The sequence below is a fragment of the Methylorubrum pseudosasae genome (assembly GCF_029504475.1).
In the GTDB taxonomy this organism is placed as follows: domain Bacteria; phylum Pseudomonadota; class Alphaproteobacteria; order Rhizobiales; family Beijerinckiaceae; genus Methylobacterium; species Methylobacterium extorquens.
The window spans coordinates 842,481-856,339 of the sequence record NZ_JAQGDU010000002.1 but is presented as its reverse complement, the minus strand read 5'-3'; the positions used below and the strand labels follow the sequence as shown (position 1 = coordinate 856,339).

The window sequence follows — 13,859 nt, the reverse complement described above, 5'->3', positions numbered from 1 at the left end:
TCGGAACAAGATGATGCAAGGACAAGAGCCGAGCGCATCGTCCCGAAAGCTAGGTCCCGGCTTTCGGACGAAGACGATGCGCCATCCAAAGACCCACTCATGAACGAGGTCGACGCCCTCGAACTCGTCCGCTCCGCGATCTGGACGGTGATCGTCGCCGCCGGGCCCTCCGTCGGCGCGGCGATGCTGGTCGGCATCGCGGTCGCCCTGCTTCAGGCGCTGACGCAGATCCAGGAGGTGACGCTCACCTTCGTTCCGAAGATCGTCGCGATCCTGCTGGTGATGCTGGTGACCGGCACCTTCGTCGGCGCGCAGATCTACGCGTTTGCCGAGATGACCTACGGCCGGATCGCGACCGGGTTCTGAAGCCCCGCCTCCGGCGCAAGGGCGGGAGAACGGTTGGGACCGGGCGGAGGAAGCTGTCGAGACTTGACCGCCCGGTCCCGCGCGAAGGCCTCGACCTTGGGAAGGACAAAAGCTTCGACGGAGAAGACCTTAACACCAAGCGCGGGCCACGGCAGCACCCGATTCGACGCCCAGCCATGCGACGGGTGACGGCAGGCTTCGAGAGTCACGGTTAAGAGCCTCTGCCGACGCCTCTTCCGCCCCCTCTCGTGCCCTTGCCTGCTGGCACCCATCCCCGCGCAAGCTTGCCGCGCCACAACCGCCTCGACCTTGAGGGAATCGGTTCACGTCATGGCGGTGAGCGAAGCGCTCGTCCTGGAAAAGCGGTCGCGGCGCGACTTCGGCTTCGCGGCCGGCATCGTCGCGATCCTCGCAGTGCTGTTCCTGCCGGTGCCGGCGGTGCTGATCGATGTCGGCCTCGCCTTCTCGATCGCGCTCTCGGTGCTGATCCTGATGGTGGCGCTCTGGATTCAGAAGCCGCTCGAATTCTCGGCCTTCCCCACCGTGCTGCTGATCGCGACGCTGCTGCGGCTAGCGCTCGGCATCGCCACGACGCGGCTGATCCTGGCCAACGGCCAGAAGGGCGTGGACGCCGCCGGCCACGTCATCCAGGGCTTCTCGCAATTCGTGATGAGCGGCGATTTCGTCATCGGAATCGTCGTCTTCATGATCCTGATCACGGTCAACTTCCTCGTCATTACCAAGGGTGCGACCCGTATCGCCGAGGTGGGCGCCCGCTTCACCCTCGACGCCATCCCCGGCAAGCAGATGGCGATCGACGCCGATCTCAATGCGGGGCTGATCGACGACAAGGAGGCGCAGCGCCGCCGCCGTGAGCTGGAAGAAGAATCGGCGTTCTTCGGCTCGATGGACGGCGCCTCGAAATTCGTCCGCGGCGAGGCGGTGGCCTCGCTCATCGTCATCGCCGTCAACGTGTTCGGCGGCGTCATCATCGGCACCACCCGCCACGGCATGCCGCTCGGCCAGGCCGCCGACGTCTTCGTCAAGCTGTCCGTCGGCGACGGCCTCGTCTCGCAGATCCCCGCGCTGATCGTCTCGCTCGCCGCCGGCCTTCTCGTCTCCAAGGGCGGTACCCGCGGCGCGACCGAGGAAGCCGTGCTCGGCCAGCTCAGCGCCTATCCGCGCGCGCTGATCGTCGCCGCCGCGCTGATGCTGATGTTCGCCATCGTCCCCGGCCTGCCGTTCCTGCCCTTCGTCACGCTCGCGGGCCTGATGGGCTTCGTGGCGATCACCATTCCGAGGCGCCGGGCGTCCCGGGCCGCCGCCGCGGCGGCCTTGGTGAAGCGCGAGGAGGAGAGCAAGCAGGCCGAGACCAAGGAATCGGTCAAGGAGCAGCTGCGCACGCCGGAGATCGAGCTCTGCCTCGGCCGTCAGGTCGCGGCGCAGATCCAGGGCAATCACGCCGAGCTGCACCACCGGGTCGCCAAGATGCGCCGCAAGTTCGCGCGCCAGTACGGCTTCGTCGTGCCCGACATCAAACTCACCGACAGCCTCAACCTGCCGCCCAAGACCTACCAGATCCGCATTCACGGCACGGTGGCCGCGACCCAGGAGATGCGGCCCGGCGAGCTGCTCGTCGTCGTCGGCGACGGGCCGCGCCCCGACGTGCCGTCCGAGGAAGTTCGCGAGCCCGCCTTCGGCATGAAGGCCCTGTGGGTCGTCGACGCCTATGCCGGCGAGATCCGCCGCTCCGGGTTCGAGGCGATCGACGGCGCCTCCGTCCTGCTCACCCACCTCTCCGAGGTGATCCGCAACAACCTGCCCCAGTTCCTGTCCTACAAGGACATGCGGGCGCTGCTCGACCGGCTCGACCCGGAATACAAGCGGCTGATCGATGAGATCTGCCCGTCGCAGATCTCGCATTCCGGCCTGCAGGCGGTGCTGAAGCTGCTGCTCTCCGAGCGTGTCTCGATCCGCAACCTGCACCTGATCCTGGAGGCGGTGGCCGAGATCAGCCCGCATGCCCGCCGCGCCGAGCAGATCGCCGAGCACGTCCGGATGCGCGTCGCCCAGCAGATCTGCGGCGACCTCGCCGAAGACGGGGTGCTGCACGTCCTGCGGCTCGGCGCCAACTGGGATCTCACCTTCCACCAGAGCCTGAAACGCGACGCCAAGGGCGAGGTCATCGAGTTCGACATCGACCCGCGCCTCGTGGAGCAGTTCGGCACCGAGGCTGGCGAGGCGATCCGCGAACGGATGCGGCAGGTCCACGGCTTCGCCCTCGTCACCGCCCCCGACGCCCGGCCCTACGTGCGGATGATCATCGAGCGGATCTTCCCGACCCTGCCCGTGCTCTCGCATCTGGAGATCGCCCGCGGCGTCGAGCTGAAATCGCTGGGCACCGTCTCGTGATTCCGGGCTTCGGCAGCCTGTTCGGCGGAGAGGCCTTCCTCGGCGTCTTCCTGATCTTCTGCCGGATCGGCGGCTGCCTCCTGATCGTGCCTGGCTTCTCCAGCCCGCGCGTGCCGGCGCAGGTGCGGCTGCTCATCGCCGGCGGCGTGTCGCTCGCCGTCACGCCGCTGCTGCTGCCGCTGTTTCAGACCAAGCTCCCGGGCCAGGCGCCGACCGAAACGCTGACCTGGATCGCCAGCGAGACGGTGACGGGGCTGCTTATCGGCCTGCTCGGGCGCATCTTCGTCTTCGTGCTGGAAACCGTGATGAACGCGGTCTCGACTATGGTCGGCTTCGGCTCGATGCCGGGCACGCCGGTCGAGGGAACCGACGCGATTCCCGCGGTCGAGTCGCTGATCGTCATCACCGCGGTCGCGCTGATGTTCGCGGCCGACCTGCATTGGGAGCTGTTCCGCGGCCTCGTCGATTCCTACGGCCGCATCCCGCCGGGCGAGGGCTTCGGCACGCAGACCGCGCTGGTGCGCATCGCCGACCAGATCGCCGAGGCCTTCACCCTCGCCCTGCGGATTGCGGCCCCCTTCATCATCTACGCGGTGGCAGTGAACCTCGCGGCGGGCTTCGTGAACAAGCTCACGCCGACGATCCCCGTCTACTTCGTCGCCACGCCCTTCGTGATGTTCGGTGCGCTGCTGCTGCTCTACACGCTCTCCAGCGAGTTCATGACGCAGTTCCTGTCCGGCTACGTCGCCTGGCTGCGCAAAGGCTGAGTGCCATGTCCGCCGCCGACATCGCCAAGCGCCTGAAGCGCGCCGAGCGGCTCACCGCTGTGCAGGAGCAGATGCGCCGCGCCGCCGAGTGGCAGCTCGCCGAGACCCGGCGCAATGCCGAGGCGGTCGAGGCGGACCGGGCGGCTTTGCTCGCCGCGGTCGGGTCTTCGGCCCACGGCCACCTGTTCCTGGAAGCCGCCAACCGCCGTCTGCGCGGGCTCGCCGCGCGGGCGACCGAACTCGAACGCATCGCCGCATCCCAGGCCGACGAGGTGCGCGAGCAGGGCCTCGCGCAAAAGCGCGCGAAGCTGAGCGCCGAGCGGATCGAGACGCTGCTCGACCGGGAGCGCGATCGGCTCGATGCGATGGAGCGGCTCGACGGCCTCGCCCAGCGCCGCGACGCAAGCCTCCCGTAAGCCAGCGGATCTACACTCCGCTCCATCCTCAGCGGCGCGCGCCCGGTTCGCGCTGCATCAAGGTTTGACGGCGCGATGAGCATCACCCCCCCTTCCGACATCGTGATGGACGTGGCGCGCGCCGCCGACCCGGCCCGCTATCAGGAGGCCGCGGCCAAGCTGTCGCAGCCCGGCGACCCGGCCGCCTTCGCCAGCGCCGCCGATGACGCGGCGCGCGAGGTGGGCCTGACCACGCACATGCCCCTCGACGTCCACGGGGCGCTGACGGGCCTGAAGAACGAAACCGCCCGGACCGGCTCCGCCGACCCCTACCGGAAGTTCGAGGGGCAGGTGATCCAGCAATTCGTCGAGGCGATGCTGCCCAAGGCCGAGACCGTCTTCGGCAAGGGCAATGCCGGCGGCATCTGGAAATCGATGCTCGCCGAGCAGCTCGGCCAGCAGATCGCGCAGACCGGCGGCATCGGCATCGCCCGCATGCTGAACGCCGCCCGCCCCGCCGGCACCACGGTCACGCCCACCGGCACCGGCGTCGCGGGCAAGGTCTGAGCGCCATGCTGATCGACTCCCTGAAGCGGTTGGAGGCCACCGTCGAGGCCGAGACCGAGGCGCTCAGTGCCAATGCGGCCCTCGATCTCGACGCGTTCAACCGGGCCAAGAGCCGGAGCCTGCTGGAACTCACCCGCCTCGCCCGCGGCCTCGACGTCGCGACCCTCGACGCCGAGACCGGGATCGTGCTGGCGCGCCTGCGCGACAAGCTGATCCGCAATCAGGAGGCCGTCGCCCTGCATCTGCGGGCGGTGGAGGAGGTCGGCGAGACGCTGCAGGCCAGCCTGCAGGCCGCCGAGTCCGACGGCACCTATTCGGCGCGCCTGGGACGCGACTGATCCATGCGCGTCCTCGTCTCGGGTCTATGGATCTGCGCCGTCACCATCGCCTCCTGCTACGCGGCGGTGACCTTCGGCGGCGGGTTCTTCTCGAAATCGACCGAGCCCTATCTCGAAGGGCTGCAATATCAGAAGCTTGCGCCCATCAACATTCCGATGGTCGCCGAGGGTAAGGTGCAGGGCTACGTCATCGCCGTACTGGTCTTCACGGCCGACGCCAAGCTGATGCACACGCTCCCCGTCGCCCCCAACGCCTTCGTGGTCGACGAAGCCTTCCGCCAGATCTACGGCGACACCACGATCGATTTCCGGAAACTCGCCCGCTACGACATCAACGGCCGGCTGGCCCAGATCCGCGCCAAGGTGAACGAGCGCCTCGGCTCCGACGTGGTCAAGGACGTTCTGGTGGACGAGTTGAATTTCGTGGCCAAGCGCGAGGTGCGCTCCTGATCGCGCTGCTCGCCGTGACCGGTTGAACTGACCGTCGCGTCGAACATGTGGCTAGCGTTGACCGCGTTCCGGCGCCCGCTCATCCTGCCGCCGCCATGACCTGCTTCACCGGCCTCTCCGCCTTTCCCATCACCCCCGCCTCCCCCGACGGACGCGTGGATCCGGCGGCGTTGCGCGCCCTCATCGCGCCGCTCGCCGCCGCGGGGGTGGATTCGATCGGGCTGCTCGGCAGCACCGGCACCTACGCCTATCTCTCCCGCGCGGAGCGGCGCCGCGCGCTCGATGCGGCCCTCGACGAGGTGGGCGGCCGGGTGCCGGTCATCGTCGGAATCGGGGCTTTGCGCACCGACGAGGCCGTGGCCTTGGCGCAGGACGCGCGGGCGGCGGGTGCCGCCGCCGGGCTCCTGGCCGCAATCTCCTACACGCCGCTGACCGACGAGGAGGTGTTCGAGCATTTCTCGGCGATCGCCACGGACAGCGGCCTGCCAATCTGCATCTACGACAATCCCGGCACCACGCATTTCCGGTTCACGCCCTCGCTGGTCGGGCGGCTGGCGCAGGTGCCCGGAATCCGCGCGCTCAAGAGCCCGGCGCCGGATTCCGACGCGGTGGCCGGCCAGCTCGACGCCCTGCGCCGGGCGGTGCCGGCCGAATTCCGGCTCGGCTTCAGCGGTGACTGGAACGCGGCCGAGGCGGTGCTGGCCGGCGGCGAGGCTTGGTACAGCGTCGCGGCCGGGCTGTTTCCGGAACCCTGCCTCGCGATCCTGCGGGCGGCCCGCGCCGGCGAGGCCGCGCGGGCGCGGGCCCTGAACGCACGGATGCAGCCGCTCTGGGACCTGTTCAAGGAATTCTCCAGCCTGCGGGTCACCTACGCGGCGGCCCATCACCTCGGCCTGTGCCGGACTGATCCGCCCCGGCCGATCCTGCCGCTGTCCGAAACCGTCCGGAATCGAGTGGCGGAGGTCGTGGACCGGCTCGCACTCGCCTGATCCGGCCGCTGCGGGACACTCGCGCTCCCGCGTTCTTAAAGGTCGATTCACGCAGAACTGTTTGACTCACCTTCAGAGTAAGTTCTGCGTAATCGAGTGCCATGCCCCCATCGGTCGCCGGCGCGCCGGACCTGTCCGGCCTCATCGAGCTCTCGCGCGATCCCGCGCTGGACCTGAAACCCGTGATTCTGCGGGTGCAGACCGACCTGTTCCTGGCCGCTCCGGTCCATGACCGGGCGATCCTCAGGGAGTTCGAGTCCCTCGCCGCGGGTCTGATCCCGACGGTGGACGAGGAAACGGCGCGCGTCGTCGCCGAGAAGCTCAAGGGATGCCCCGACGTCCCGGCCGGCGTGCGCGCCGCGCTCGAAGCCCGCGGATTTCCCATCGCGTTGCCGCCTCAGCCCGAGACGGAAGCGGAAGCCGACCGGGCGCTCGCCGAAAATCCCGGCGCGCTGATCGGCACCCGCGTGCTGGACCGCCTGCTCGCCCGCGCCCGGACCGACGCGGATCTCGCCCAGATCCTGCTCGGCCGGCCCGACATCCCGCCCGCCGACCTCGCGCCGCTCTGGCTCTATGCCGGTCCGGAGCAGCGCAGCGCGATCACCCAGGCCGTGGAGGCCACCGCCGCCCTACGCCCCTGCCCGCCGGCCCCCCGCGCGCTCGCGACGAGCCTCGTCGAGCACTCCCATGCCCGCGACGTGCAGGCCTTCATCACCGCACTCGGCCGCGGGCTCGGGCTGCCGCCGAACTATCTCGGCGCCGCCGTCGATCCGGTCGCCCGCTACGACCTGCTGACGCTTGCGCTGCGCGCCGCGGATCTGCGCGAGGGCGAAGCGGTCTTCGTCTTCCTCACCCTCAACGACAGCGTCGCGCGCTCGGTCGATCGGGTGTTCTCCCTGGTCACGCTGTTTCGCGAGACCAGCCGGGCCACCGCCCGCGACCTGCTCTGCGCGATCTTCGGCGTGCCCGTGATGGAGCGCGCCGTGGGCGAGCATCAGCCGTTGCACGGCCCCGAAGCCAAGCGCGGCAGCACCGCGGCCGAGCGCCTGCGCACGGTGCTCCCGACGCGCCTGCGCCGGACGAGCTGACGTCGACTTTGAAAGCTACTCCGCGAGCAGGAGGCCGTGCCGGCCCTCGCGGTCGTCGATCTCGACGATCCAGAGATCGGAATCGAAGCGGATCTCCCGCGCGAGGCGCTCCTCGACATCCGGCGACGGGACGGCGGTGAGGATCGGCGTGAAACGGCGATCGCCCGCGTCATCCGCCTCGATCAGCGCCTGGGGCGCCGGGCCGTAGAGGTCGGCGGTGCCATCGAGCCGGTCGATCTTGACGAAAATCGCCCCCGCCTCCGCCGAACCGCGGCGGCGCTGCACCGCGGGGATGTTCTCGCCATTGAGACGGCGCAGATGCGCGGAGACCCAGAAATCCGAGCGAAGGCGTGGCATGCCCGGTTCATAGGCGCGGATGGCCGCCGCGTCGATGGCGCGGCGAGGCGCTTTACCCGCCCGCCTTGGCGGTCATCTCGCGGGTCAGCGCGCGCAGGGTCGGCCCGGCCGCCTCGCCCTTGACCGGCATCTTGCGGTCGCGCTCGAACTTCTCGATCGCCGCCTTCGTGCCGGGTCCCATCAGGCCGTCATCCTTGAGTGGACCGTAGCCGAGCTTGGTCAGGGCGCGCTGCGCCCGGATCACGGTCGGGTCCGGCTTTGGCCCCTCGGACTTGCCCGCATCCGCCTTCGTCTCGGCCTTCGGCTCATTCGCGGCGACCTTGGAGGCGGGCTTGCGCTCGGCCTTGGGAGTGACGGAGGCGGTCGTCTCGCCGGAGCGGATCATGTCGGCGATGCTGTCGCGGGCGGGCACCGGCACCTCGCGCACGGGGGCGGGCTTCGGCGCCTCCACCGCGCGCACCTCCCGAACCGGTGCGGCTGCGGGCCGCGCGGCTACGGGCTTCGGCTCGACGGTCGGCAGGATCGGGGCCGGGTGCGGCCCGGCCTGGAGGCCCATGGCGTTGACGCAGACATAGACTGCCGCGCCGACCCCGAGGAACGTCCCGAACACGCCGCCGGGATAGCGCCGGCAGACCTGCCCGGCCCCCGTCGCGGCGGAGAAGAGAGCGACCTTCCAGCCGGACGCGGCAGGCCTGCGCGGGGCCGGCTTGCGGCGCGGCGCGGATTTGGCCGGGCCTCGGGCGACGCGCATGTCACCGGGGACGACGATCTCGCGCTGGTCCCGTCTGGCGGGCGGCTCGCGCATCAATTCGCTCCTTTACGTGGGAATGGCGCTTCGTTCGGTCGGATCATCCGGCGCGGCGCATCGGCGGGTTGGTGGAGAGCGGGGCGGGATCGAACAGGCCGGCCGGCCGACGGATCGGCTCAGGGACTGGCTCCGGCATCGCCGCGACCCGCACCGAAGTCCGGATCGGCGCCGGCTGGGCCTGCGCGGCGGCAGCCTTCGCACCGTTGCCGGAAGCGTCCCGCGCACCGGCCGTAGCGGTTTTGGCGCGGCTGCAATCGAGCGGCAGGGTCACGGTGACGGCGGTGCCCTTGCCGGGGGGCGCTCTCGACCGAGACGGCGCCGCCATGCAGCCCCGCGAGGCCGCGCACTACCGAGAGGCCGAGCCCGGTGCCCTCGTGGCTCCGGCCGTAGCCGCCGCCGACCTGGAAGAAGGGGTCGCCGAGCCGCGGCAGGTCGGCCTCGGTGATGCCGATGCCGTCATCGCTCACCACGATGTCGAGATAGGCTCCGCCCCGGCGCACCATCACCTCCACCCGCCCGCCGCGCGGCGTGAACTTCACGGCGTTGGAGATCAGGTTGATGAGCATCTGGCGGCAGGCGCGGGCATCGGCCACGAGGGCGCAGCCGGCGGGCACGGGCGCGCTGGTCAGGGTAATGCCGGAGGCGTCCGCCTTGAGCCGCATCAGGTCGCAGCAGCCGCGGATCAGCGCCTCGACATCCACCGGCTCCGGCTGGAAGTCGAAATGCCCGCCGCGGATGCGCGAGATGTCGAGCAGCGTGTTCACCACGTCGAGCAGGTGGCGCCCGGACTGGGCAAATGATGCCGGCATATTCGCGCGACCGCTCCGGCGAGAGGCTCACCGCGCCCTCGCCGCCCAGCACGTCCGAGAAACCGATGATGGCGTTGAGCGGCGTGCGCAGCTCGTGGCTGACGGTCGCGAGGAAGTGGGTCTTCACCTCGTCGGCGCGCTCGGCCTCGGCGCGGGCGCGGTCGAGCTCCTGCGCGTGGCGGCGATGCTCGGACACGTCGCGGGTCACGGCGACGACGGTCGAGCCGTTGGCGCCGGCGAGCCCCGCCTCGATCCGGTGGGCGCGCATCTCGGCGAAGATCGTGCGGCTGCCGTCGCCGCGGGCGGCGTCGAGATGCAGGCGGAACGGCACCGTGGCCGGCGCGCCGTGGGCGGCGACGTCGCTGATCGCCTGGAGCAGGGCCGGACGGTCGCCGATATGCACCCGATCGAGCAGGCCGTGGCCGCGCAGGCGGCTCGCCTCGGCGCCGACGAAGCGGGCGGCCGAGCCGCTCGCCTCCAGCACGCGGCCGTTGGCGTCGTGCCAGGTCACGAGATCATCGATGGCCGAGAGCAGCAGGCGGTCGCGGGCCTCGTTGTCCTGCATCCGGGCGCGCCACTCGCCCTCGCGGCGCATGTGCTCCATCGCCTGCGCCGCGATGTGGCCGATGGCGGTCACGGCAAAGACCGGCATGACGATCGCGTTGGGCCAATCGAGCGCGAGGGCGCCGACAGGCAGGTAACCGCTCAGCGCGACCGCAAAGGCGCCGACGACGGCGATGACGGAGGCGGCGATCGTCGCCCGGCGCGAGCCGGAGACCATCGCCTCCAGCGGCACCGCCACGAGCCAGATGGCCGCGGCCGAACTCGCGCCGCCGGTCAGTGCGGCGAGGCAGACGACGATGCCGGTCAGGCCGAGCGAGGACAGGGCATGCGCGACCCAGAGCGAACCGGTGCGCGACAGGACCACGGCGGCCAGCAGCGGCAGGAACAGGCTCGCGATGGCGATCGCCTCGAGGCCGCTCGGGACACCGCGCCAGACGAGGTAGGGCGGCAGGCCCGCCATCATCACGGCGCCGGTGGCAAGCCGCGAGATCAGGAACCGCTCATGGCGGAAGCGCACGCTCGGCTCGGCCAGCGCGGAGGCATGGACCAGCCCGGCCAGGCGGGAATCGAACAGAGAGGCAAGGGTACCGTCTTTACGCAACACCACCACGCACAACGCAAGCCTTGACCCGGAACACGGGTGTCTTGCGCCCCTCGACTGCTCGTTACGATCTCAGGCAAACCGTCGCAGAGGCGGTTTAAGCGAGGATGAAAAGGGTCGCTCACTTGCCGCCGAGTGCGGCGACGACCGGACCCGAAGGCGGCGCCGATCCCCGCTTTTCACAAGGCCCGGGCGGGGCCGGGTCGCCGCTCCACAGAGGGTAAACAGCGGTCCGGGAGGGGGCGGGCTCGCGAAAAAACACTTCGTTCACCACGTCGGCGCTTTCGCCTCTTCCGGTTCATCCGGCGGTGGCGCGAGGATGGCAGGATCGGGCGATCGACCTGCATCGACCGCGCCGGCCATGCAGTGCCCTCTGGAACCGGAACGATGTCGTTTCTTCTGCGCGCCGCCCTGGTGATCGGCGCCCTCTCCTATCTCGCGCTTCAGCGCCATGGCGGCGCCGATCCAACCCGGCCGCACGCCGCCGGGACGGGCATCGCTTCGGGCGATGTCATGGATCGCCTGACCACGGGCGGCATCGGCGCGCTGGTGGAGGCCGTGAACGCCCTGCCGCCCGAGGCGCGCGAGGACATGGCGCGAGCTGGGGCGAACGCCCTCGTCCGCCATGTCGGCGGACGAGAGCATCCGACCCAACCGTCCGCCGACACCTTGTCCGCCAGCGATCGACAACCGCCCTGGCGGGGAGCAACTTCGCCCTAAGCGCGGTTCTGGCTTGATATGAGGGCCTTGCAAAACGCCTGACCGCCGCTCCTCTCCTCTCTGAGCACGGCGGCGCAGCGGGCGTTTTGCGACCGTCACTCGGGCGGTGCTCGTGTCACGCACCGGTGCCATGAGCCGGGAGGGAACAAGGATGTTCGGCTTCGGAAGCGAATACGAGGGCTTGGCCTTCTGGCTGCCGCTGGTCTGGGCCGGCCTGCTGGCGCTGGCCGTGGCGATGTACGTCGTCATCGACGGGTTCGACCTCGGCGTCGGCATCCTCTTCACCGCCGCGCGGCCCGGCAACTGGCGCGACCGGATGATGCTCTCGGTGGCGCCGATCTGGGACGGCAACGAGACCTGGCTCGTGCTCGGCGGCGGTGGGCTGTTCGCGGTCTTCTCGGTCGCCTACGCGATCCTGCTGCCGGCGCTCTACCTGCCGATCATCCTGATGCTGATCGCGCTGATCTTCCGCGGCGTCGCCTTCGAGTTCCGCTTCAAGGCCGAGCGCTCGCAGGTGGTGTGGGACAACGCGTTCCACTACGGCTCGCTGATCGCCACCTTCGCGCAGGGCATGGTGCTCGGCGCCTTCGTCCAGGGCTTCCAGACCGAAGGAAGAGGATTCTCCGGCGGGACGCTCGACTGGCTCACGCCCTTCAGCGTCATGACCGGCATCGGCCTCGTCTGCGGCTACGGGCTGCTCGGCGCGACGTGGTGCGTGATGAAGACCTCGGGCGAGCTGGAGATCTGGTCGCGGATCAAGGCCAAGCAGTTCCTGATCGGCACCGTCGTCTCGATGGCGGTCGTCAGCGCCTGGGTGCCGTTCCTCGGCCTGCATATCCAGTGGCGCTGGTTCTCCTGGCCGAACGTGCTGTTCGTGGCGCCCGTGCCGCTGCTGACGGCCTTCGTCTGCTGGCGGATCTGGAAGGCGATCGAGGACGGGCGCGATGTCGCGCCGTTCCTTCTCTCGATCGCCCTGTTCCTGCTCGGCTTCCTCGGGCTCGCGATCAGCCTGTTTCCCTACATCGTGCCGCCCAAGCTGACGATCTGGCAGGCGGCCAACGCGACCTCGGCGCTGCAATTCGCCCTCGTCGGCTACGCGGTGGTGATGCCGCTGACGCTGGCCTACACGGCCTATGCCTACTGGGTCTTCCGGGGGAAGATCGAGGAGAACCCGAACGCGGCGAGCTACCATTGAGCGCCCGCCGCATCCTCTGGTTCGCCGCCCTCTACGGCCTGAGCCTCCTCGCCTTCACGGCGCTCGTCTACTTCATCCGCGCCATCGCGCGGTGAGACGAGCGCCGGCTCAGAAGCAGAGGGGAATGGCCGCGCGCAGCCAGAGCCCCACCCCCTCGCGGGCCCACAGGAGCGCGCCGGCCAGGGTCAGCGCGCCGAGAAGGGCGAGGACGACGAGTTCGTCCCGAACGCTCATGCCGGCCTCGCCCGCTGCGCCAGGGGGACGTCGCGGATCGGCAGGTTGAGAAGACCGGCCAGGAGCGCGATGCCGATGGAGAGGGTCCAGGCCGCATTGTAGGAACCGGTCTGGGCGAAGATGAAGCCCGCCCCCCACGCGCCGAAAAAGGCGCCGACCTGATGGCTCATGAAGACGATGCCGAACAGGGTCGAGAGATAGCGCACGCCGAAGATTTGCCCGACGAGGCCGCTCGTCAGCGGGACAGTGCCGAGCCAGAGGAAGCCGATGGCGCAGGCAAACAGCGTCGCGGTCAGCGGGGTGAAGGGCAGGACGACGAACAAAGCCATCACCGCCGCGCGGGCGAAGTAGATCCACGACAGCACGTATTTCTTGCGCAGCCGGTCCGCGGCGACGCCGAAGGCGTAGGAGCCGAGGATGTTGAACAGGCCGATCAGGGCCAGCGCACGGGCGCCGATCCCCGGATCGAGGCCGGCATCGCTCAACACGGCCGGCAGGTGGGTCGAGACGAAGGCGATGTGGAAGCCGCAGACGAAGAAGCCGGCATTGAGAAGCCAGTAGCCGCGATGGCCGGCCGCCTGCCGCAGGGCGGCGCCGAGCGGGATCGCGTCGGCGGAGGCGGCCGTCCGCACCGCGGCGGGGGCAGCCTTCCGGGCAATGCCGAGGGCGAGCGGCACCATCAGGGCGGCCAGCCCGGCGCCGGCCAGCAGCGCCCCGCGCCAGCCGAGGCCGTCCACCGCGATCTGGGTGGCCGGCACGAGCAGGAACTGCCCGACGGATCCGCCCGCCGTGACGATGCCCGCGGCCGCGCCTCGGCGTCCGGCCGGCATCATCGGCACGACCGCGCCGAGCACGACGACGAAGGTGACGCCGGTCATGGCCAGCCCGAGCAGGAAGCCGAGCGTGACGGTGAGGCCGAGGGAAGAGGACACGAAGGCCGCCAGCGCGAGGCCGAGCGCGTAGAGGAGGCCACCGCCTGCGGCGACGCGGCCGGGCCCGTACCGGTCCGCCAGCGCCCCGATGAAGGGCTGGGCGAGCCCGAAGATCAGGTTCTGCACGGCCATGGCGAGGCCGAAGCTCTCGCGCCCGACGCCGAGATCCAACTCCACCGGCCGCATGAACAGGCCGAACCCCTGGCGGAGTCCCAGGGGGATGGTCACGATGACCGCGCCGCAGGCGAGCGCGATCCAGGGAGAGGG

The 13,859-nt window shown here is 70.1% G+C and carries 14 protein-coding genes and 2 pseudogenes; 11 read left to right on the top strand and 5 right to left on the bottom strand.

What is annotated here, in order from left to right; genetic code table 11:
• The first annotated feature begins 99 nt into the window (after positions 1–99).
• The 9 genes from M2437_RS04850 (at position 100) to M2437_RS04810 (ending at position 7,372) form a co-directional block, all read left to right on the top strand.
• Entirely contained in the window at positions 100–366 is a 267-nt protein-coding gene (locus M2437_RS04850) for a flagellar biosynthetic protein FliQ (RefSeq protein WP_003604057.1), read from the top strand.
• Between the two features lie 330 nt (positions 367–696).
• Entirely contained in the window at positions 697–2,778 is a 2,082-nt protein-coding gene (gene flhA / locus M2437_RS04845; RefSeq protein WP_253389532.1) for a flagellar biosynthesis protein FlhA, read from the top strand.
• Positions 2,775–3,545: a flagellar biosynthesis protein FliR gene (gene fliR, locus M2437_RS04840; protein ID WP_253389531.1), complete on the top strand. Its 771-nt coding sequence runs from the start codon at positions 2,775–2,777 to the stop codon at positions 3,543–3,545. Before flhA ends, fliR begins: the two co-directional genes overlap by 4 nt.
• Before the next feature lie 5 nt (positions 3,546–3,550).
• A complete protein-coding gene (locus M2437_RS04835; protein ID WP_253389530.1) occupies positions 3,551–3,961 on the top strand; it encodes a hypothetical protein in 411 nt (136 codons plus the stop codon).
• A gap of 75 nt (positions 3,962–4,036) precedes the next feature.
• Entirely contained in the window at positions 4,037–4,507 is a 471-nt protein-coding gene (locus tag M2437_RS04830; RefSeq protein WP_003604061.1) for a rod-binding protein, read from the top strand.
• Positions 4,508–4,512: 5 nt separating this feature from the next.
• Complete coding sequence (locus M2437_RS04825) at positions 4,513–4,845, top strand: flagellar protein FlgN (protein WP_253389529.1); 333 nt, start codon at positions 4,513–4,515, stop codon at positions 4,843–4,845.
• Positions 4,846–4,848: 3 nt separating this feature from the next.
• On the top strand, positions 4,849–5,295 hold the full coding sequence (locus M2437_RS04820) for a hypothetical protein (protein ID WP_012605745.1): 447 nt from the start codon (positions 4,849–4,851) through the stop codon (positions 5,293–5,295).
• A gap of 95 nt (positions 5,296–5,390) precedes the next feature.
• Positions 5,391–6,284 carry a dihydrodipicolinate synthase family protein gene (locus M2437_RS04815; protein ID WP_253389528.1) on the top strand — a complete coding sequence of 298 codons (894 nt, stop codon included), beginning with the start codon at positions 5,391–5,393 and terminating at the stop codon, positions 6,282–6,284.
• Between the two features lie 101 nt (positions 6,285–6,385).
• Complete coding sequence (locus M2437_RS04810) at positions 6,386–7,372, top strand: DUF2336 domain-containing protein (RefSeq protein WP_253389527.1); 987 nt, start codon at positions 6,386–6,388, stop codon at positions 7,370–7,372.
• A 15-nt stretch (positions 7,373–7,387) separates the two neighbouring features.
• On the opposite strand, the gene M2437_RS04805 is transcribed toward M2437_RS04810, so the two are convergent.
• From M2437_RS04805 to M2437_RS04795, 3 genes and pseudogenes are all read right to left on the bottom strand, one after another.
• The gene (locus tag M2437_RS04805; RefSeq protein ID WP_056456999.1) at positions 7,388–7,729 is read right to left on the bottom strand and encodes a DUF1491 family protein; all 342 of its coding nucleotides are present in this window, start codon (positions 7,727–7,729) and stop codon (positions 7,388–7,390) included.
• 52 nt (positions 7,730–7,781) lie between these two features.
• The gene (locus tag M2437_RS04800) at positions 7,782–8,534 is read right to left on the bottom strand and encodes a peptidoglycan-binding domain-containing protein (RefSeq protein ID WP_253389526.1); all 753 of its coding nucleotides are present in this window, start codon (positions 8,532–8,534) and stop codon (positions 7,782–7,784) included.
• A gap of 43 nt (positions 8,535–8,577) precedes the next feature.
• A pseudogene (locus tag M2437_RS04795) lies at positions 8,578–10,520 on the bottom strand (PAS domain-containing sensor histidine kinase).
• Between the two features lie 378 nt (positions 10,521–10,898).
• Between M2437_RS04795 and M2437_RS04790 the strand changes: the two are divergent.
• The gene (locus M2437_RS04790; protein ID WP_253389525.1) at positions 10,899–11,231 is read left to right on the top strand and encodes a hypothetical protein; all 333 of its coding nucleotides are present in this window, start codon (positions 10,899–10,901) and stop codon (positions 11,229–11,231) included.
• A gap of 151 nt (positions 11,232–11,382) precedes the next feature.
• A complete protein-coding gene (cydB, locus tag M2437_RS04785) occupies positions 11,383–12,426 on the top strand; it encodes a cytochrome d ubiquinol oxidase subunit II (RefSeq protein ID WP_003606515.1) in 1,044 nt (347 codons plus the stop codon).
• Between the two features lie 108 nt (positions 12,427–12,534).
• Here the strand turns inward: cydB and M2437_RS04780 are convergent, their stop codons facing one another.
• Together M2437_RS04780 and M2437_RS04775 are read right to left on the bottom strand one after the other, a co-directional pair.
• On the bottom strand, positions 12,535–12,660 hold the full coding sequence (locus M2437_RS04780) for a hypothetical protein (RefSeq protein WP_277570223.1): 126 nt from the start codon (positions 12,658–12,660) through the stop codon (positions 12,535–12,537).
• Positions 12,657–13,778: pseudogene (locus M2437_RS04775) on the bottom strand (MFS transporter); the annotation flags it as partial. The gene M2437_RS04780 and the pseudogene M2437_RS04775, both read right to left, overlap by 4 nt.
• Between the last annotated feature and the right edge of the window lie 81 nt (positions 13,779–13,859).

Bases quoted from the DNA above. Each gene is read 5' to 3' on its own strand.
- M2437_RS04850 (WP_003604057.1), top strand. From the start codon at position 100: ATGAACGAGGTCGACGCCCTCGAACTCGTCCGCTCCGCGATCTGGACG.
- flhA (WP_253389532.1), top strand. From the start codon at position 697: ATGGCGGTGAGCGAAGCGCTCGTCCTGGAAAAGCGGTCGCGGCGCGAC.
- M2437_RS04835 (WP_253389530.1), top strand. From the start codon at position 3,551: ATGTCCGCCGCCGACATCGCCAAGCGCCTGAAGCGCGCCGAGCGGCTC.
- M2437_RS04830 (WP_003604061.1), top strand. From the start codon at position 4,037: ATGAGCATCACCCCCCCTTCCGACATCGTGATGGACGTGGCGCGCGCC.
- M2437_RS04825 (WP_253389529.1), top strand. From the start codon at position 4,513: ATGCTGATCGACTCCCTGAAGCGGTTGGAGGCCACCGTCGAGGCCGAG.
- M2437_RS04820 (WP_012605745.1), top strand. From the start codon at position 4,849: ATGCGCGTCCTCGTCTCGGGTCTATGGATCTGCGCCGTCACCATCGCC.
- M2437_RS04815 (WP_253389528.1), top strand. From the start codon at position 5,391: ATGACCTGCTTCACCGGCCTCTCCGCCTTTCCCATCACCCCCGCCTCC.
- M2437_RS04810 (WP_253389527.1), top strand. From the start codon at position 6,386: ATGCCCCCATCGGTCGCCGGCGCGCCGGACCTGTCCGGCCTCATCGAG.
- M2437_RS04805 (WP_056456999.1), bottom strand. From the start codon at position 7,729: ATGCCACGCCTTCGCTCGGATTTCTGGGTCTCCGCGCATCTGCGCCGT.
- M2437_RS04800 (WP_253389526.1), bottom strand. From the start codon at position 8,534: ATGCGCGAGCCGCCCGCCAGACGGGACCAGCGCGAGATCGTCGTCCCC.
- M2437_RS04790 (WP_253389525.1), top strand. From the start codon at position 10,899: ATGTCGTTTCTTCTGCGCGCCGCCCTGGTGATCGGCGCCCTCTCCTAT.
- cydB (WP_003606515.1), top strand. From the start codon at position 11,383: ATGTTCGGCTTCGGAAGCGAATACGAGGGCTTGGCCTTCTGGCTGCCG.
- M2437_RS04780 (WP_277570223.1), bottom strand. From the start codon at position 12,660: ATGAGCGTTCGGGACGAACTCGTCGTCCTCGCCCTTCTCGGCGCGCTG.